This window comes from Sphingomonas jejuensis, from assembly GCF_011927695.1.
GTDB lineage: Bacteria > Pseudomonadota > Alphaproteobacteria > Sphingomonadales > Sphingomonadaceae > Sphingomonas_K > Sphingomonas_K jejuensis.
In genome coordinates, this window is sequence record NZ_JAATJE010000001.1 from 112,420 (window position 1) to 130,616 (window position 18,197).

Below are 18,197 nucleotides of genomic sequence, written 5' to 3' on the forward strand. Positions count from 1 at the left end.
TTGTCGCGGCCGTGCCGCGGCCGAGGGGAGTTGAAGCGTCGATGAGCATCGAATTCATTCCGCCCGAGGTGGACGAACTCCGCCCCCGGATCAGCGTGATCGGCGTGGGTGGCGCCGGCGGAAACGCGATCGCCAACATGATCGCCAGCCAGGTGCAGGGCGTCGACTTCCTGGTGGCCAACACCGATGCGCAGGCGCTCAATGCCTCGCCGGCGGAACGGCGCATCCAGCTGGGCCTGAAGATCACGCAAGGGCTGGGTGCGGGATCGCGGCCGGAGATCGGCCGGGCGGCGGCGGAAGAAGCGATCGAGCAGGTCGAACGCTCGCTGGACGGCGCGCACATGTGCTTCATCGCGGCCGGCATGGGCGGCGGCACCGGCACGGGCGCAGCGCCGGTGATCGCCAAGGCGGCGCGCGACCGCGGCATCCTGACCGTGGGTGTGGTCACCAAGCCGTTCAACTTTGAAGGAACGCGCCGCAGCCGTTCGGCCGAAGCCGGCATCGCCGAGCTTCAGAAGCATGTCGACACGCTGATCGTCATTCCGAACCAAAACCTGTTCCTGATCGCCAACCCGAACACGACCTTCAAGGAAGCGTTCCAGATGGCGGACGAGGTGCTGCAGCAGGGCGTGCGCGGCATCACCGACTTGATGGTGATGCCCGGCCTCATCAACCTCGACTTCGCCGACGTCCGCTCGGTGATGGGCGAGATGGGCAAGGCCATGATGGGCACGGGCGAGGCCGAGGGCGACAACCGCGCCATCGAGGCGGCGGAGAAGGCGATCGCCAACCCGCTGCTGGACGGCGTGTCGATGAAGGGCGCCAAGGGCGTCATCATCTCCATCACCGGCGGCGACGACATGCGCCTGATGGAGGTCGACGAGGCCGCCAACCACATCAAGGAACTGGTCGACCCGGACGCCAACATCATCTGGGGATCGGCGTTCAACGACAACCTGAACGGCAAGATCCGGGTGTCGGTTGTCGCCACCGGCATCGAGGCGGAAGCCGAGGTGAAGCCGGAGCCGGCCCGCGTCCTGAGCTTCCCCGCGGCCCGCAAGACGGAAGAAGCGCCGCGCGCGCCGATCGCCGGCTTCGGCATGCGCCCGACGGCGGCTGCGCCCATCGTTCCGGCCGAGCCGGCAGAGCCTGTGAACTTCGTCGACGAGGCGGCGGAAGCGGCGCCCGAGCCGGCGATGACGCTGGACCCGCCGGCGGCCGACGACGACGACGAGCTGCTGCTGGGCCAGGATGCCATGCTGCCCGAGGAGCCGGCGCCGGCCCCCGAGAGCGAGGATCTGGCGGCCGGCCGCCGCTGGCTGGGTGCGGCCGAGCCGCAGGCCGAGCCGACGCCGCGCATTGCGCCTGCGACCGGCGGCACGCTGTTCGAGCGCATGTCGAGCATCGCGCGCGGCGCGGGCAAGGCGGATGCCGACGACGGTGCTCAGGGTGGCAAGCGGGACCCTTATGAGATCCCGCGCTTCCTGAACCGCCAGAACAACCAGTAAGTCTTCGATCATCGGGGAAGGGCGCGGGTGGCCATGCCGGTCCCGCGCCCTTTCCTGTTCTGGAGCCGACTGGTACCCGCCAAGCGGCGGCGTCGGAAGCCGTCGCGACGGGTGCGCTCCGGCGGTTTCGCCTGGCCGGCGTGGAGGCGATCCGCCCCGGGGGTGAGGCGGATCCGCGATGGACCGTCTTTGTTCACGTTGCCGACAGACGCTGGATGGTTAACGAGGCTGCCAATGGTCGCTCGTTTCCTCCTGCCGGTCGGCGTGCTGATGCTGGCGTTGGCCGGTACCCCCATCCTCGCACAGACGCCGCCGCCGCCCGGAACCGTGCAGTCGGTCGAGCGCACGGTCGCGGCGGACGACCTGTCGCGGCACCTGCGCACGCTGTCGCAGAACCCGGAGAACCTGGAAGCCGCGCTGGGCGCCGGCGATGCCGCGCTGCTGCTGGGCGACCCCAATGCGGCCGCCGGCTTCTTCGCGCGGGCCGAGCGCATCGCGGTGCGGGATCCGCGTGCCAAAGCGGGGCTGGGCCGTGCCTTCCTGGCGCTGGAGCGGCCACGCGACGCGCTGCGCCTGTTCGACGACGCCACCGACCTCGGCCTCTCCCCGGCGACGATCGCGCGGGAGCGGGGCTTCGCCTTTGACCTGCGCGGCGATCCGCGGCGGGCGCAGCGTGACTATCAGCTCGCCCTGCAGCAGGCGCCCGATGCCGAGACGACGCGGCGCCTGGCGCTGTCGCTCGGCATCTCAGGGGAGCGGGACCGGGCGCTCGCGCTGCTGGAGCCGCTGCTCTACCAGCGCGATGCGGAGGCGTGGCGCGCGCGGGCGTTCGTGCTGGCGATGACCGGCGACCTGCCGGGTGCGATGGCGATCGTGCGGCAGGTCATGCCCGCACAGGGCGCCGCCGCGCTGGAGCCTTATCTGCGCCGGCTGCCGTCGCTGCGCGCGGCCGACAAGGCGCAGGCCGTCCACCTCGGACGCTTCACCGCCGGGCGGAGCAACCGGCAGCGCCCTGCCGAGCAGCAGCGCCCGGCACGAACTCAGCCGGTGCCTGCCGCGCCGCAGGCAAGCACCGCGCCGCCGGCCGCAACGACGCCGGCACCGGCACCGGCACCGGCACCGGCCCCGACATCGGTCCCAACGACGACGAGCGCGCCGCAACGTGCGCCGGCCGTGACGGTCACGGGACGGCGCACCTGGGTCCAGCTCGCCAGCGGCCGCGCGGCCGGGCTGCCGGCCGAATGGCGGCGGTTGCGCACACGCGCCGGATCGTTCCTGGCGAGCCGCGATGCCTATATCGCCGCCGGGACGGGCGGCAGCGGCCGACTGCTGGTCGGCCCGTTCGACACGGTCGCGGCCGCGCGCGTGCTGGTCGGGCAGCTCGGCAATGCGGGCGTGTCGTCTTTCGCGTGGACCAGCGCGGCCGATGCCGAGGTCGAGCCGCTGCAATGAAGCCGAAGGCGCGCTACGGGTGCGATCCGGCGGCGAGCCGGGGGCGGCGCCACGACGAGAATGTCGCGGCGCTCCGGGGGCCGCGCGACGCGTTCCAGCGCGACCGCGACCGGGTGATCCATTCGATCGCGTTCCGCCGGCTGCGCGGCAAGACGCAGGTCTTCCTGGCCCCGGACGGCGATCATTTCCGCGTTCGGCTGACCCACAGCCTGGAGGTGGCGCAGATCGCCCGCACGATCGCGCGCGCGCTGGGCCTGAACGAAGACCTGACGGAGGCGCTGTCGCTGGCCCACGACATCGGCCACCCGCCGTTCGGCCATGCCGGCGAAGAGGCGCTGAAGGCAGCGATGGCGGACGTGGGCGGGTTCGACCACAATGCCCACACCATCCGCATCCTGACGCGGATCGAGCGACCCTATCCGCGCTTCGACGGGCTCAACCTCAGCTGGGAAGCGCTGGAAGGGCTCGCCAAGCACAACGGCCCGGTGAACGCGCCGAGCTGGGCGATGGCGGAAGCGGATGCCGATTACCCGCTGGACCTTGCCAGCTGGCCGTCGCTGGAAGCGCAGGTCGCGGCGATCGCCGACGACATCGCCTATGACAATCACGACATCGACGACGGGATCCGGGCGGGGCTCCTGACGCGCGCCCAGATCCTGCAGGTGCCGATCATCGCGCGTGGGTGGAAGGCGGCGGCCGAGCGCTTCCCCGGCATCCGGGAAGAGCGGCAGGTGTCAGAACTGATCCGATCGCAGATCGGGCTGATGGTCAACGACCTGATCGGGGAGACGCGCCGACGCATCACGCAGGCAGGCGTCGAGACGGTGGCGGACGTGCGCGCGGTCGGCCGCGCGCTGGTGGGGTTCAGCGGCGTGATGCAGGCCGAGGAGCGCGCGCTGAAACGCTTCATGTACGCCGAGCTCTACCACCATCCGCGCCAGAAGGAGGCGGGCGCCGCCGCCGCGACGATCGTGTCCGGGCTGTTCGCCGCCTACCGTGACGACCCGGAGCGACTGCCGGAGGGATGGCGCCAGAGCATGCCGGCGCAGGAGCCGGACCGCAGCCGCCACATCGCCGACTTCATCGCCGGCATGACCGACCGCTTCGCGATCGCGCGCTACCGCGAGCATGTCGGGCCGATCGATCTGCCCGAAGGCTTCTGACCTAGCTTGCCGGGCTGAGGACCGGGTCGTCGGGCGGCGCGGGGGCGGCGGGCACCGGCGTCACCGTCACGTCGACGCGACGATTGGCCGCGCGCGCCTCCGGATCGTCGGTGCCGTCGGGCCGGGCGTTGGGGACGCGGGGCCGGGTTTCTCCAAAGGCGATGATCGTGATGCGGTCGGCCGCCACGCCGCGCTCGACCAGGGCATCGCGGACTGCCTCCGCGCGCCGGCGCGAGACATCCAGATTGGCATCGTCATCGCCGCGCGTGTCGGAATGTCCGCCGATCGTGACGGTGCCCCCCGCCGCCAGCGCCTCGGACGCGACGATGCGGTCGAGCGCGGCGCGACCAGCATCATCAAGGGCGACGCCGTCGGGCATGTCGATGACGACCGACAGCGGCGCGGCGACATGGGCTTCTTCGGGTGGAGGCGCCACGGTCACGTCGGGGCGCATGATCGACTTGGCCTCCTCCGCATCGTTCGCGAGCGTGGGCGCCTCGACCGCCGGCAGCTGGACGGCTGGCGCATCGTTGCCGGGCTGGTCGGGGGGCGTGCAGGCTGCCGTGGTCGCGGCCAGCAGGATGATGGCATGACGGTGCATCACGAGGCGACCTCCTCCTTCACACGCCGCGCGCGGCCGGTGGCGGGTGGAACATAGGACAGGATGGTGTCGCCCGGTTGCGGGATCGGCCGGCGGGCATGGGAGAAGAAGCGGAGGCCCCCTCCGGCCTTCAGCAGCAGCAGCATGTCGCCGCCCTCCGGAAGCTCGGCGCGGGCCTGTTCGAAGCCGAACAGCTCGGTGATCTTGGTCTTCCTGAAGGTCCAGCCGCGCCGCTCCCGCTCCACGATCTCCTCGACGCCGTGCCCGTTGGCAAACAGCGCGCGCCCACGGAGCGATGCGGGAATGGCGCGCTCGTCCTCCTCGTCCTCGGCGCCGCTGCCGAGCTGATAGACATTGTCGCGGCCAAGCTCCGGCGCGAACTCGTTGCAGACCAGCGCATTGTAGGCTTCGTTGTCGGTGGTCGCGACCAGCACCTGGAACTCCGACATGTCGAGCCGGTCTTCCGTCGCCTCCGACAGGATTTCCCCGTGGTAGGTGGCGAGGCCGGCCTGCCGTGCCGGGGTCAGCCGCTGCCAGCTGGTGTCGCAGATCGTGACGGGGACGGACAGTTGCCGCAGCTGTTCGGCAAGCGCGCGACTCCACGGCGTGCTGCCGACGATCAGCAGCCCCTGTTCGACCGCGCCCGTGACCTTCAGCAGCCGCGCGACCGGCTTGATGGAGAAGCCGTGCGCGACGATGGTCGCGACCACCACGGCGAAGGACAGCGTCACCAGGATCGACCCGTCGCCATAGCCGAGCCGGTCGAGCCGCAGCGCGAACAGGCCGGAGATCGCCACGAGCACGATGCCGCGCGGCGCGATCCACGCGATCAGCAGCCGCTCGTTCCACGGCACGCGCGTGAAGGCGAGGCTGCTAAGGACGGTGAGCGGGCGCACAAGGAACAGCAGCACGAGGAGAAAGGCGAGGAAGCGCCATTCAAACCGCTGGAGCACGGCCAGGTCGAGCGAGGCGGACAGGATCACGAACAACCCGGAGATGAGCAGAACCGTGATGTTCTCCTTGAAGGGATGGATGTCGCGCAGGCTGTCGAGCCGCATGTTGGCAAGCGCGATGCCCATCACGGTGACGGCGAGCAGCCCGGTTTCCTGCTGCACCATGTTCGACAGGACAAAGACGCCGATCACCGCCACCAGCAGCACCGGCGCCTTCAGATATTCGGGCACATAGCCGCGCGGGAGCGCCCAGCCGATCGCGCGCGCCGCCGCCCAGCCGACCAGACCCGCGACCAGGCTGGCGCCGATCAGCGATCCGGCGACGGCGAGGATGGTGCCGCCTTCGCCGACGCGGCGCAGATATTCGAACGTGGCAACGGCGCACAGCGCGCCGATGGGATCGTTGACGATCGCTTCCCATTTCAGGATCGCGCGCGGGCGGGCAGCGACGCTGCTTTGTCGCAGCAGCGGCAGCACGACGGTGGGCCCCGTCACCACCAGGATGCCGGCGAACAGGATGGCGACCGGCCACACGAGGCCGGCGACATAGAAGCAGGCGACCGCGCCCAGCGCCCAGCCGATCGGCACGCCGAGCACCACCAGCCGGGTGACCGCGCCGTCGGTGCGCCGCAATTCGCGGAAGTTGAGGCTGAGGCCGCCTTCGAACAGGATCAGCGCGACCGCGACGGAGACGATCGGCTCCAGCAGCTCACCGAATAGCTCGTGCGGGTGGAGGATGCCCGCGACGGGGCCGGCGATGACGCCCGCCACCAGCATCAGGGCAATGGCGGGCCAGCCGGTGCGCCATGCGATCCACTGCGCGCCGATGCCAAGCGCGCCGATCAGCGCGAAAAGAAGGGCGGAATGCTCCACGTTGCCCCGGCCTAGGGCCTCGGGACGCCGCTGGCAAAGTCAGAATGCGGTCGGCTGCTGCCTGGCGGCGGGAGCGAGGCGGCGCTCCGCGAGCTGCATGGCGCCGTTGAGGCAGGCGGCGAACAGCAGGCCTTCAAGCGCGGCGGTGACATATCCGGCGCCGCCGGACAGGCCGGCCGGACCGAACAGCCGGGCAAAGGCGAGCCGCGAATCCGGAAAGCTCCGCGCGAGGAGGTCGAGGCTGCCGCCCATCAGCCTGCCGCCCAGGAGGATGACGGCGACCGCGGCCGCGGCGCCGATCAGGCCGGCCAGGGCCGTCGCCCGGACGAGCGAGCCGCGCCAGCGCGCCGCGGCAAAGGCGCCGGCGCCCACGCCCGCGCCGAGCAGCAGCCCTTCCGGCGCACCGGTGATGCCGGCCGGCGAGCGCCCGAGCAGAAGGTCGAAGGCATCGAGCCCCACGAGGTTGACGAGGCCGCCGACCAGGAGGCCGCCGAGCGCACCGCCCAGGATCCGCCAGCCGGGGGATACCCACCGCATCGCGACCGCGATGCCGGCGCTGACCCCGGCGCCGCCCATCAGCGCGACGGCGAGCGTCAGCCACAGCATGACGATGATGGTGGAGGCGCCGCCGATGCCGGTGCCGGCCGCCCGCCCACCGGCAGCGATGCCGTAGAGAAGGCCACCGACTATGCCCGCCGCGCCCGCCCCGAGAACACCCGCGCCGAACAGCAGCATCGTGGTCCGCCATGCGGGCCGCGCCGGGTCGGGAGCGGCGACGGTGGGCGCGCGGGCATCAGCCGCGATCCTGTCGACTGGAGCGATGAAGCGGTAGCCATGCTTTGGCGCGGTGGCGATGAAGCGGGGGCGGGCGGCGTCGTCCCCCAGGCTGCGTCGCAGGGCGCGGATGCACTGGGTCAGCGCCTCGTCCGTGACGGGGATGCCGCGCCAGACCTCGTCATGGAAGCGGTCCTTGGTGACCAGGGAGCCTGCCTCGCCGACCATCAGGATCAGCGCGTCGAGGTAGCGCGGGCTGAGGTCCACCGGACGGCCGTCGTCCAGCAGCAGCCGCTCGGCGGGATCAAGGACGAAGCGGTCGAACCGGTAGCGGCAATCCGTCACTTTTCAGCGAACCCTCATGCCGTGCTCATGCCGGTCACCGGGTCAATAGGGCAGGGCAGCGGCGTCCGCCAGCCAAGGAGATGAGGCATGACGCTGAACGAACAGGTGAACAGAAGACCGATCTACATGTGGAGACTGGCCGGGTGGAGCATCGGCGGGGTGCTGCTGCTGCTGCCCGCCGTCGCCATGCAGTTCACGGCGGAGGTGCGGTGGACGGCAAGCGACTTCGTGTTCGCGGCGGCCCTGATCGGCTTCGTCGGCGGCGGGTTCGAGCTGGCGGTCCGGCTGGATCGCAGCCCCGCATATCGCGCGGGGGCGGCGCTGATGCTGCTCACCATCTTCTTCCTTATCTGGGTCAACGGCGCGGTCGGCATCATCGGTGACGAGGACAACCCCTTGAACCTGCTTTACGCGGCCGTGATCGCCACCTGCATCGGCGGGGCATCGATCGCGCGCTTGCGGCCGGCCGGGATGGCGCGCGCCGCCGCCGCCGCGGCCGGCGTGCAGATGATGGTCGGGGTCGTGGCGGTGGTGGCGGGCGCCGACCAGCCGCCGGGTGCGATCGGCCTCGCCGTGCTGAACGGCGGGGTGGCCGCGCTGCTCGCCGCCTCCGCCTTCCTGTTTGCGCGGAGCGCGCGGCGGCCGGTTGGCTGAACGGCAGGCAACGGGCCGTTCAGGGCAGGCTCCGCTTCGCCGCCATATGCATTGCGGCAGTGGAAGGAGAAGTGACATGCGTAGCCTGATCATCGGTGCCCTTATCGGCATCACCGCCCTGACCGCCGCGACATCCGCCGTGCGCAGCGCGAGTTGCAGCGGGAACGGCGCGATTATGCCCGCGAGCTGCGCGAGCAGCGCCGCGACTGGCGCCGCGATCGCAGCCGCCACGACCGCCGCTGGGGTTATCGCGGCTGGTAACGCCTTGCGATCGGCCGGCCGGGCCAGGGGGCTCGGCCGGCTTTGCGTCGAACAGGGCCGTGGGGTAGAGGGCGCCTTCCGCTGACAGGATGGACGCCTTCGTGACGCTTTACGCCCGTTTCGCCGCGCATGTGAACGCTGCCCTGGACGGGCTGGCCGCCGATGGCCGCCTGCCGGCCGATCTGCCGCGATCGGGCATCGCGGTCGAGCCGCCGCGCGACGCCGCGCACGGCGACCTGGCGGTGAATGCCGCGATGGTGCTGGCAAAGCCCGCCGGCATGCCGCCGCGCGCGCTGGCCGAGCTGCTGGTTGAGCGGCTGGGGGCGCTGCCCGAAGTGGCCGGCGCCGCGATCGCCGGGCCCGGCTTCATCAACCTGACGCTGACACCCGAGACCTGGATCGGCGAGCTGCGCAACATCGCGGCGGCGGCGGACGACTATGGCCGCTCGACGGCCGGCGCGGGCGTGACGGTGAACGTCGAATATGTCTCCGCCAACCCGACCGGTCCGATGCACATGGGCCATTGCCGCGGCGCGGTGGTGGGCGACGCGCTCGCCAACCTGCTGGAGACGATCGGCCACGCGGTCATCCGCGAATATGTGATCAACGATGCCGGCAGCCAGGTCGACGTGCTCGCCCGCTCCGTCCACCTGCGGTACCGCGAGGCGCTGGGCGAGACGGTGACGATCCCGGAAGGCCTGTATCCCGGCGATTATCTGGTGCCGGTCGGACAGGCGCTGGCGGCCGAATATGGCGAACGCTTCGTCGGCGCGGACGAGGCGGCGTGGCTCCCCCTGTTCCGGCGCCGCGCCGTTGACGCGATGATGACGATGATCAAGGCGGACCTGGCGTTGCTCGGCATCCACCATGATCGCTTCGCGTCGGAAGCGGAGCTGCAGGCGGCGGGCAAGCCGGAGGCGGCCGAGGCGTGGCTGCGCGCCCGCGACCTCGTCTATGACGGCGTGCTGGAAGCGCCCAAGGGCGAGACGCCGGAGGACTGGGAGCCGGTTGAGCTGCCGCTGTTCCGCTCGACCCGGTTCGGCGACGACCAGGACCGGCCGATCAAGAAGTCGAACGGCAGCTGGACCTATTTCGGAGCTGATCTCGCATATCACTTCCAGAAGGCGCAGGACGCCGACCAGCTGATCGACATCTGGGGCGCGGACCATGCCGGAACGGTGAAGCGCATCACGGCGGCCGTGAACGCGCTGACCGAAGGGCGCACGCGCTTCGACGTCAAGCTGGTGCAGATGGTGCGGTTGCTGCGTGGCGGCGAGCCGGTGAAGATGTCGAAGCGGGCTGGCAATTTCGTCACGCTGGCGGACGTGGTGAACGAGGTCGGCAAGGACGTCGTCCGCTTCACCATGCTGACGCGCAAGGCGGACGCGCAGATGGATTTTGATTTCGAGAAGGTCGTGGAGGCGTCCAAGGACAATCCCGTCTTCTACGTCCAATATGCCCATGCGCGCATCAAGTCGCTGCAGCGAAAGGGGGCGGAAGCCGGCATCGTCGCGAGCGACGCGGCGCTGCACCGGCTCGACGAGGTGGAGCGCGCGCTGGTGAAGCGGGCCGCGACCTTCCCCCGCACGGTGGAGGCCGCCGCCGCGGCGCGCGAGCCGCACCGCATCGCCTTCTACCTCGGCGACCTCGCCGCAGACTTCCACGCATGGTTCAACGTGGGGAACGACGATCCGTCGCGCCGCGTGATCCTGCCGGATGATCCGGAGCTGAGCGCGGCGCGGCTTTTCCTCAGCGAGCAGATCGGGCAAATTGTGCGCAACGGGCTCGGCATCATGGGGGTGGCGGCGCGCCAGGACATGCATTGATGACCAGCCACCAGGGTGACCTGCTGCTGAGCGACGAGGACCGGCTGCCCTGGCTGGAGCCCGCATCGCCGGAGCGTGCGCGCGATCCGCGCGGAGCGCTGCGTTGGGTGGTGCTTGGCCTGGGAGCGCTGCTGCTCTTGGGCCTGCTGATCGCGGGCGGTCTGTGGCTGACGCGTGGCGGCGATGCGACGGACGGCGGAGGCGCGCTGATCCGCGCGCCGCAGGGCCCGTACAAGGTGCGCCCGGCCGATCCCGGCGGAATGGAAGTGGAAGGGCGCGGTGACGCGAGCTTTGCCGCATCCGAAGGCGAGACGATCAACGGGGCGATCGATCTTGCCGCCCAGCCGGAGGCGCCGGTCGAAGGGCAGGTCGTGACGCAGGCCGCGCCGCCGCCCCCGCCGCCTGCGGCATCGGCATCGCGAAGCGCGTCGGCCGCCATCCCGCAATCGGGCGGACGGCTGACCGCGGCAGCGCCGGGGACGAGCGCCCGGGTGGCGCAGCCGAGCACCGGCGGCAGCCTGGTGCAGCTCGGCTCGTTCAATTCGGAGCGGCGCGCGCGCGAGGCATGGACGATCTTGTCGGGCCGCTTCACCGTTCTGGCCGACCGCACGCCGCAGGTGGCGACGGGCGAGGTCGCGGGGCGCGACGTGTATCGGCTGAGGCTGGACGCGGGGTCGCCGGCGGCGGCACGGGAGCTTTGCCAGCGGCTGCGCGTCGGCGGTGAAGCCTGCCTGGTGATCGGCGGATGATCCCGGTCGTCTTCGGCCTTGCCGGCGCTGCCCTGAGCGCGCGCGAGCGGGACTTCTTCCGGGAAGCGGACCCGGCAGGCTATATCCTGTTCGGCCGCAACGTGGTCGACCGCGCCCAGCTTCGCGCGCTGACCGACGACCTGCGCACGCTGCATGGACGCACCGACCTGCCGATCCTGATCGACCAGGAGGGCGGGCGCGTGCAGCGGATGAAGCCGCCCGAGTGGCCGGTCTTTCCGCCCGGCGCGGTGTTCGACCGGCTGTGGGAGGTGGCGCCGATGTCCGCCATGGAAGCGGCGCGCGCGCATGCCGAGGCACTGGCGCTGACCCTGTCCGAGGTCGGGATCAGCGTCGACTGCCTGCCGCTTCTCGACGTGCGTCAACCGGGCGCCAGCGACGTGATCGGCGATCGCGCGCTGGGCGCCGAGCCGGTGCGGGTCGCCTCCATCGGGCGTGCGATCCTGGACGGGCTGGCGGCCGGCGGCGTGGTTGGCGTGATGAAGCACATGCCGGGCCACGGGCGGGCCGGGGTCGACAGCCACCTGTCGCTGCCCGTGGTGGAGGCCGATGCCGCCGCGCTCGCCAGCGACATCACGCCGTTCCAGCGGCTGGCCGATGCGCCGATGGGGATGACCGCCCATGTCGTCTACACGGCGTGGGACCCGGAGCGGCCGGCAACGCTGTCGCCGACGGTGATCGACGGCGTGATCCGCAAGCAGATCGGCTTTGACGGTTTTCTGTTCACCGACGACATCGACATGAAGGCGCTGTCGGGCACTCCGGCCGAAAAGGCGGTCGCCGCCATCGCGGCCGGGTGCGACGCGGTGCTCGATTGCTGGGCGCGGATGGACGAGATGGAAGCCGTCGCAGCGGTGCTGCCGACGATGGCGGCGGCATCGGTCGACCGGCTCGACCGCGCGATGGCGATGCGATCGGCCCCGGACGCCGCGCGGCTCGACGATCTGGTGGCCAAGCGGGACGCGCTGCTCGCGCTCGCCTGATGGCCGACGCGGTCGAAAGCCCGGTCCTCACCATCTCGCTCGACGGCTGGGAAGGTCCGCTCGACCTGCTGCTGGCACTTGCGCGGGCGCAGAAGGTGGACCTGCGCGACATCTCGATCCTTGCGCTGGTTGAGCAATATCTCTCCTTCGTCGGGGACGCCGGCCGCATCGACCTGGAGGTTGCCGCCGACTACCTCGTGATGGCGGCGTGGCTGGCCTATCTGAAGTCGCTCCTCCTGCTTCCGCGCGCGCCCGATCAGGACCCGGACCCGGACATGCTGGCCGCCCTGCTCCAGCAGCGCCTGCAGCGGCTGGATGCCATGCGCGATGCCGGCGCGCGGCTGATGGCGCGCGACCGCATCGGCCGCGACGTGTTCGCCCGCGGCATGCCGGAAGGATTGCGGACGATCGGGCGGCCCGTGTTCCGGACCGCCATCTTCGATCTGATCGATGCCTATGCGCAGGTCGCCGCGCGGACGGCGCCGGTGCAGCACCAGGTGCGGCGCCGGCCGGTGATGGCGCTTGACCAGGCGCTCGCGCGGCTGCGCGCGATGCTGCCCGACGCGGCGGAATGGCGGCGGCTTGAAAGCTTCCTGCCGCCGGGCGCGCAGGGCGACCTTCGCCGGTCGGCGGTCGCGTCGAGCTTCCTCGCCGCGCTTGAGCTGGCGCGTCAGGGACAGGCGGTGCTCCGCCAGGACGCGCCCTTCGCGCCCCTGATGCTGAAGGCGTCATGAGCACGGCCACGGCGCGCGCGGTGGAGGCCGTGCTGTTCGCCGCCGACCGGCCGCTGACCCCCGACGAGATCGCGCGACACCTGCCGGCCGGCGCGGACCTGCGCGAGGCGCTCGCCCGGCTGACCGACGATTATCGCGGCCGCGGCATCGAGCTGGTGGAGCGCGGCGGCCGCTGGCATTTCCAGACGGCGCCTGACCTGTCGCACCTGCTGAGTCGGGAGCGGGACGAGCCGAGGCGGCTGGGGCGCGCCGCCGTCGAGACGCTTGCCATCATCGCCTACCATGAGCCGGTCAGCCGCGCCGAGATCGAGGCGATCCGCGGCGTGCAGCTGTCCAAGGGAACGCTGGACCTGCTGATGGAAGCAGGCTGGGTGCGGCCTGCGGGCCGCCGCGACGGACCCGGCCGGCCGCTGCTCTATGCGACCACGCCTGACTTCCTCAGCCATTTCGGCCTGTCGTCGCGCCGCGATCTTCCCGGCATCGACGACCTGAAGGCGGCGGGCCTGCTCGACCCTGTTTCAGCGACTTTCGCACCAGAACTGGAAAGCGACGCCGAGAACCGCTAGATCGGCCTCCAATCGGGAGAATCCTCATGGGTAGCTTCAGCCTCTGGCACTGGCTGGTCGTCGGCGTCGTCATTCTGCTCTTGTTCGGAAAGGGTCGCTTTTCCGACATGATGGGCGATGTCGCCAAGGGCCTGAAGAGCTTCAAGAAGGGCATGGCCGAGGACGACGAGCCCACGCGCCCGGCAAGCCCGCCGCCCGCGCGGCTCGATGCGCAGCCGGTGCCGCCACGTGCGGACGCCGCCGCGCAGCCGACCGCGACCGAGGATCGGCCCCACTGATCCTGACGCCTCGCGCGCCGTTCCTGCTGGGCTGATCCGATGTTCGACTTCGCGTGGTCGGAGATGCTGCTGTGCGCGGCCGTGGCGTTGATCGTCATCGGGCCCAAGGAGCTGCCGCAGACGATGCGCACGGTCGGCCGCTGGGTCGGCAAGGCGCGCGGCGTGGCGCGGCATTTCCGCTCCGGCTTCGATGCGATGGTGCGCGAGGCCGAGCTGGAGGAGATGGAAAAGCGCTGGCGCCAGGAAAACGAGCGCATCATGCGCGAGCATCCGGCACCGGCGGATGGGCCGGACATCCCGGCGCAGGCCGCTGATCCGGTCGCGGACACTCCTGTCGCGGACGGGCCGGTGGTGGACCAGCCGGGGGCGGGCGCACCGGTCGCGGGGGGTGTTCCGCCCTCCGCGCCTGCCGCCGATGGGGCGGAGGCGCCGGCCGAGGTGCAGCACAAGCCATGAAGGACATCGACGAGTCGCGGGCGCCCCTGCTCGACCATCTGATCGAGCTGCGGACCCGGCTGCTGTGGTCGGTGGCGGCGCTTGGCGCGGCCTTTGCCCTATGCCTGTGGCAGGCGCGGCCGATCTTTGCCGTGCTGGTCCAGCCGCTGCTCGCCGCCGGGCAGGGGCGGCTGATCTACACCAACATCTTCGAGGCGTTCTTCGCCGAGGTGAAGGTCGCCTTCTTCGCCGCGCTGATGCTGGCCTTCCCGGTCATCGCCACGCAGCTGTGGCGGTTCGTCGCGCCGGGGCTCTATGCCAAGGAGAAGCGCGCGTTCCTGCCGTTCCTGCTGATGACGCCGGTGCTGTTCCTGATGGGCGCGTCGCTCGCCTACTTCTTCGCGATGCCGGTCGCGCTGCATTTCCTGCTGGGTTACCAGGGCAATGTCGGGGGGGTGGAGCAGACGGCGTTGCCAGGGGTCGGCAACTATCTGGATTTCGTCACCAAGTTCATCTTCGGGTTCGGCGTGGCGTTCCTGATGCCGATCCTCTTGCTCCTGCTGGAGCGGGCGGGCGTGGTGACGCGCAAGCAGCTGGTGAGCGGGCGGCGCTACGCCATCGTGATTGCGACGGTGATCGCGGCCGTGCTGACGCCGCCGGACGTGATATCGCAGGTGATCCTCGCGGTGCCGCTGATCCTGCTGTACGAAGCGACCCTGCTGGTCCTGCTGCTGACCGAGCGGCGACGCTCCAAGGTCGATACGGACGCCGAGCCGGCGGCCTGAGCGGATGCAGAAGGGCGCCGACCAGTGCGGCGCCCTTGCCGCACTTAGTTGATGACGTCCTTGCCGGCTTCGCTGGCCGACTGAAGGTCCTCACCCGCGCCGGACACGGTGTTGCAGGCCGACACAACGAGCATGCCAGCGATCAGCGACGCGCTGAGAATCTTACGAACCATGATCTTTCTCCTGACCAGCATCCGAACTGCCGGAGCCGAAGGAGCAATGCGCAACCTTGATGATCGTTCCGCCTCCGCACCCCGGGCAGCGGAGCGCAAATAAGTTGGGCCCGGAGTTGCCATCGGGGGGGATGATGGCAAGTCCGGGCCCATGTTCTGAACAGCGAAAGCGGGGGGGCAAAAGCTCGCCGTTCGTCAGTCAGAACGACAGATGAGACTTCGGGTTCCCGCCGAATTATCTTTCAAATTATTTCTGGAGAAGCGCGAAATCGATGGAGAAGCTGCCCCCGTCCGGATCGCGCCTCAGCTTGGTCCGGAGCTGCCGCGCCAGCCCTTCCAGCACACGGCCGTAGCGGGCCGCAACCCGCTCCTCCAGATCAGGGCCGGACACAAGCGCGGCGGAACGCACTGTCAGCCGTGCGCGGCCCGGCTCGTCCGGCTCGACCTTGATGGCGATGCGCGGCGCGGCCTCGCTCGCCATGGCGAGTTCGACCAGCTCGGTGATCATGAAGGCAAGCGGCACGGCCACGTCCTGCGTGACGTTCAGCGGCGCGACGTCGACCTGGATCGCCATGCGTGACGCGACCGGGGGTGCGGTTGCGCGCAGGTTGCTGCTGATCTCGCCGACCAGCGGGCGGATCGCGACGCCGAGGTTGACCTCCATTTCCGCATAATGGTTGCGGTGCACGACGGCGAGCGCGTCCACCCGGCGCTGGATCGTTGCATAGGCATCGGCCGCCTCGCCGGCCTGAACGCCGCGAGCATGGATGTTGATCAGCGATGCGACAACCTGGAGGTTGTTCTTGACGCGGTGGTGCACCTCACGCGTCAGCTTGCGCTGATTGGCGAGCGCATCTTCCAGCTGCCCTTCGTGCCGGGACACCGTGTCGGTGATGTCGCGGAACGTGTCGCCCAGGTCGATGATCTCGCGCGCAACGGCCGATCCGTCATGCTTGAAGTCGACGATCTCGCCGGGGCGATAGGCGCCAACCGCGGTGCGCAGGCGCGCCAGCGGACGCAGCAGCAGCCGATCGACCGCCAGCCATCCGAGCCCGGCCGCCGCCAGCCACATCACGATGGGCAGCAGCATGAGCAGGATCTGGTCGGGCGTCAGCGCCGGGGCGACGCTGCGCAGCTGGAGGCGGAGGTCGCCCTGACCGAGGGCGTGGTCGAGCGACTTGCGCCGGCCGGCGCCGCCTTCGCGGATTTCGTCGACGAGCGGGAGGCGACGCTGCCGATCCATCAGCACCAGCGCGAAGTCCGAGAGATTGGACAATCCCGGGCGCGCGATGTTGGCCAGGGTTGCGGCCGGATAGCTGACGACCGTTGTCGCGCGCTGACCCCCGATCGACACGATCAGGGCACCGTCTTCCACCGCGATCGTGCGGCGGATGCTGTTGGGGGGGAGAGGCCCGCGGAACTGCACGGGCACGGTGCCGCACGCCACCGATCCGTTGGCCGTGACGATCCCCAGGCTGGTGATGCGTCCGCCGGCGGAAAGCAGCTGCTCGGTCCGGTCGCATTCGGCGCGAAGCGCGGCGCTGCCCGCCGGCCGGGTGCTCGCGGCCCGGCTGTTGGCGGCGATCCGGAGCGCAACGACGTCGCTGGCAAGCCGCGCGGCAAGCCGGGCCGACGCCTCGTCCAGCGCCTGGCTTTCGGCGACCATGCGATCGTTTCGGCTGTCGCGGATGGATTGAACGGCCGCGAAGAACACGATCATTGCCGGCGGCAGCAGCGCCAGGCTCAGCAACAGGAAAAGCTTGAACCCTGTGGAAAGGTTCGCAACCCGACGCACGCCCCGCGCGAGGATGCGCGGTCGCGTCTGCGTCATGTCGCCGTTCGACCACGCATTTCGGTCACCCTAGCTTCTTCAGCAGATCGAGCATCTCGTCAGGCACAGTTTCTTCCACCGTTTCCTGGTAGACGCCCCGCAGGGCGCGTCCCACCCGTTGGTCGGGCGCGTCGTCCTCGGCCTTTTTGCGTGGTCGCTGCGGCATCTTTCCACTCTTGTCCGACGATGACAACGATCCCGCCCTTGCGATTGTTCAACCTGTGCGCACTCCACGCCAGTGCCCCCCTGACGGCACCGACGCGAAGATGCAAACCTGTCAGCCGAAACTAAACCGGGGTTCGATGGTTCCCGGCCTCAGGCCAGCTTTTTCGGATAGGGTCGGGACAGATGTTCCCGGTTGCCAATCTGCTGGCGTCATGAGCAGAAGCATCGACGTTTCACGGAGACCACCACCCCATGTCGCTCGGCCAGCAGCTTGCCCCGCATCTTCCGTTTCTTCGCCGTTATGCCCGGGCTCTGACCGGCGGCCAGGCGCAGGGCGACTCCTACGTCAAGGCGACGCTGGAGGCGATCGTTGCGGCGCCGGAGCAGTTCCCAACCGACGTCGAGCCACGGCTGGGCCTTTACCGCACCTTCCAGGCGATCTGGACGTCCGTGAATCTGGACGGCGACATCGAGGCGACCGGGCAGAGCAACGCGGCGACCATCGCGCAGGCGCGGCTGGCGCGCATGACGCCGTTGTCCCGGCAGGCGCTGCTGCTGACGGCGATGGAAGGTTTCTCTCCGGAAGAAGCCGCGTTCCTGATCGAGAGCGACGTGGATGAAGTGGAGCGGCTGGTCGAGCAGGCGATGAACGACATCGAGGAGCAGACCCGCGCGGAGGTGCTGATCATCGAGGACGAGCCGATCATCGCCATGGACATCGAGACGATCGTCCGCGACCTCGGCCATGAGGTCACGGGCGTGGCGGTGACCCGCGACGAGGCCGTGTCGCTTGCAAAGGCGCAGCGCCCCGGCCTTGTCCTCGCCGACATCCAGCTGGCCGACGACAGCTCCGGCATCGATGCGGTGAAGGACATCCTGGCCGAATTCTCGGTGCCCGTGATCTTCATCACGGCGTTTCCGGAGCGCCTGCTGACCGGCGAGCGGCCGGAGCCGACCTTCCTCATCACCAAGCCGTTCCAGCGGTCGACAGTGAAGGCGGCGATCAGCCAGGCGCTGTTCTTCGATCAGGCGACCGTTCCCGCCGTCTGAGCGGAACCCGGCCGACGCGG

Annotated in this window: 20 protein-coding genes; 14 read left to right on the forward strand and 6 right to left on the reverse strand. The window is 70.2% G+C overall.

Annotated features, from left to right (window positions below; genetic code table 11):
* Window positions 1–41: 41 nt before the first annotated feature.
* The 3 genes from ftsZ (at window position 42) to GGR88_RS00660 (ending at window position 4,123) form a co-directional block, all read left to right on the forward strand.
* Window positions 42–1,508, forward strand: a complete 1,467-nt coding sequence (gene ftsZ / locus GGR88_RS00650; RefSeq protein ID WP_167951993.1) for a cell division protein FtsZ — start codon at window positions 42–44, stop codon at window positions 1,506–1,508.
* Window positions 1,509–1,742: 234 nt separating this feature from the next.
* Window positions 1,743–2,960 (forward strand): tetratricopeptide repeat protein, encoded by a 1,218-nt coding sequence (locus tag GGR88_RS00655; RefSeq protein WP_167951995.1) that lies wholly within the window; start codon window positions 1,743–1,745, stop codon window positions 2,958–2,960.
* Entirely contained in the window at window positions 2,957–4,123 is a 1,167-nt protein-coding gene (locus GGR88_RS00660; RefSeq protein ID WP_167951997.1) for a deoxyguanosinetriphosphate triphosphohydrolase, read from the forward strand. The genes GGR88_RS00655 and GGR88_RS00660 overlap by 4 nt, the downstream gene beginning before the upstream one ends.
* Before the next feature lies 1 nt (window position 4,124).
* On the opposite strand, the gene GGR88_RS00665 is transcribed toward GGR88_RS00660, so the two are convergent.
* From GGR88_RS00665 to GGR88_RS00675, 3 genes are read right to left on the reverse strand one after another with little or no spacing between them, the layout of a single operon-like run.
* On the reverse strand, window positions 4,125–4,724 hold the full coding sequence (locus GGR88_RS00665) for an OmpA family protein (protein WP_167951999.1): 600 nt from the start codon (window positions 4,722–4,724) through the stop codon (window positions 4,125–4,127).
* Window positions 4,724–6,550 carry a cation:proton antiporter domain-containing protein gene (locus GGR88_RS00670; RefSeq protein WP_167952001.1) on the reverse strand — a complete coding sequence of 609 codons (1,827 nt, stop codon included), beginning with the start codon at window positions 6,548–6,550 and terminating at the stop codon, window positions 4,724–4,726. The genes GGR88_RS00665 and GGR88_RS00670 overlap by 1 nt, the downstream gene beginning before the upstream one ends.
* Before the next feature lie 39 nt (window positions 6,551–6,589).
* On the reverse strand, window positions 6,590–7,669 hold the full coding sequence (locus GGR88_RS00675) for a winged helix-turn-helix domain-containing protein (protein ID WP_167952003.1): 1,080 nt from the start codon (window positions 7,667–7,669) through the stop codon (window positions 6,590–6,592).
* A gap of 87 nt (window positions 7,670–7,756) precedes the next feature.
* Here GGR88_RS00675 and GGR88_RS00680 point away from each other — a divergent pair, with 87 nt between their 5' ends.
* From GGR88_RS00680 to tatC, 10 genes are all read left to right on the forward strand, one after another.
* Window positions 7,757–8,323: a hypothetical protein gene (locus tag GGR88_RS00680; protein WP_209023161.1), complete on the forward strand. Its 567-nt coding sequence runs from the start codon at window positions 7,757–7,759 to the stop codon at window positions 8,321–8,323.
* Window positions 8,324–8,399: 76 nt separating this feature from the next.
* A complete protein-coding gene (locus tag GGR88_RS00685; protein ID WP_167952005.1) occupies window positions 8,400–8,669 on the forward strand; it encodes a hypothetical protein in 270 nt (89 codons plus the stop codon).
* Window positions 8,670–8,685: 16 nt separating this feature from the next.
* The gene (gene argS / locus GGR88_RS00690; RefSeq protein ID WP_167952007.1) at window positions 8,686–10,410 is read left to right on the forward strand and encodes an arginine--tRNA ligase; all 1,725 of its coding nucleotides are present in this window, start codon (window positions 8,686–8,688) and stop codon (window positions 10,408–10,410) included.
* Window positions 10,410–11,159, forward strand: a complete 750-nt coding sequence (locus tag GGR88_RS00695) for an SPOR domain-containing protein (RefSeq protein ID WP_167952009.1) — start codon at window positions 10,410–10,412, stop codon at window positions 11,157–11,159. Before argS ends, GGR88_RS00695 begins: the two co-directional genes overlap by 1 nt.
* Window positions 11,156–12,160 (forward strand): beta-N-acetylhexosaminidase, encoded by a 1,005-nt coding sequence (gene nagZ, locus GGR88_RS00700; RefSeq protein ID WP_167952011.1) that lies wholly within the window; start codon window positions 11,156–11,158, stop codon window positions 12,158–12,160. The genes GGR88_RS00695 and nagZ overlap by 4 nt, the downstream gene beginning before the upstream one ends.
* Window positions 12,160–12,894 carry a segregation and condensation protein A gene (locus GGR88_RS00705; protein ID WP_167952013.1) on the forward strand — a complete coding sequence of 245 codons (735 nt, stop codon included), beginning with the start codon at window positions 12,160–12,162 and terminating at the stop codon, window positions 12,892–12,894. Before nagZ ends, GGR88_RS00705 begins: the two co-directional genes overlap by 1 nt.
* Window positions 12,891–13,460 carry an SMC-Scp complex subunit ScpB gene (gene scpB, locus GGR88_RS00710; RefSeq protein WP_167952015.1) on the forward strand — a complete coding sequence of 190 codons (570 nt, stop codon included), beginning with the start codon at window positions 12,891–12,893 and terminating at the stop codon, window positions 13,458–13,460. The genes GGR88_RS00705 and scpB overlap by 4 nt, the downstream gene beginning before the upstream one ends.
* A 26-nt stretch (window positions 13,461–13,486) precedes the next feature.
* Complete coding sequence (locus GGR88_RS00715; RefSeq protein WP_167952018.1) at window positions 13,487–13,738, forward strand: twin-arginine translocase TatA/TatE family subunit; 252 nt, start codon at window positions 13,487–13,489, stop codon at window positions 13,736–13,738.
* 39 nt (window positions 13,739–13,777) lie between these two features.
* On the forward strand, window positions 13,778–14,194 hold the full coding sequence (gene tatB, locus GGR88_RS00720; RefSeq protein ID WP_167952020.1) for a Sec-independent protein translocase protein TatB: 417 nt from the start codon (window positions 13,778–13,780) through the stop codon (window positions 14,192–14,194).
* Window positions 14,191–14,958 (forward strand): twin-arginine translocase subunit TatC, encoded by a 768-nt coding sequence (tatC, locus tag GGR88_RS00725; RefSeq protein WP_167952022.1) that lies wholly within the window; start codon window positions 14,191–14,193, stop codon window positions 14,956–14,958. Before tatB ends, tatC begins: the two co-directional genes overlap by 4 nt.
* Window positions 14,959–15,002: 44 nt before the next feature.
* Here the strand turns inward: tatC and GGR88_RS00730 are convergent, their stop codons facing one another.
* From GGR88_RS00730 to GGR88_RS00740, 3 genes are all read right to left on the reverse strand, one after another.
* Entirely contained in the window at window positions 15,003–15,131 is a 129-nt protein-coding gene (locus tag GGR88_RS00730) for an entericidin EcnA/B family protein (protein WP_167952024.1), read from the reverse strand.
* Window positions 15,132–15,378: 247 nt separating this feature from the next.
* On the reverse strand, window positions 15,379–16,926 hold the full coding sequence (locus GGR88_RS15565) for a histidine kinase dimerization/phosphoacceptor domain -containing protein (protein WP_167952026.1): 1,548 nt from the start codon (window positions 16,924–16,926) through the stop codon (window positions 15,379–15,381).
* A gap of 61 nt (window positions 16,927–16,987) precedes the next feature.
* A complete protein-coding gene (locus GGR88_RS00740) occupies window positions 16,988–17,128 on the reverse strand; it encodes a NepR family anti-sigma factor (RefSeq protein ID WP_167952028.1) in 141 nt (46 codons plus the stop codon).
* 251 nt (window positions 17,129–17,379) lie between these two features.
* On the opposite strand from GGR88_RS00740, the gene GGR88_RS00745 reads away from it, so the two are divergent.
* The gene (locus tag GGR88_RS00745; RefSeq protein WP_167952030.1) at window positions 17,380–18,177 is read left to right on the forward strand and encodes a response regulator; all 798 of its coding nucleotides are present in this window, start codon (window positions 17,380–17,382) and stop codon (window positions 18,175–18,177) included.
* Window positions 18,178–18,197 lie beyond the last annotated feature (20 nt).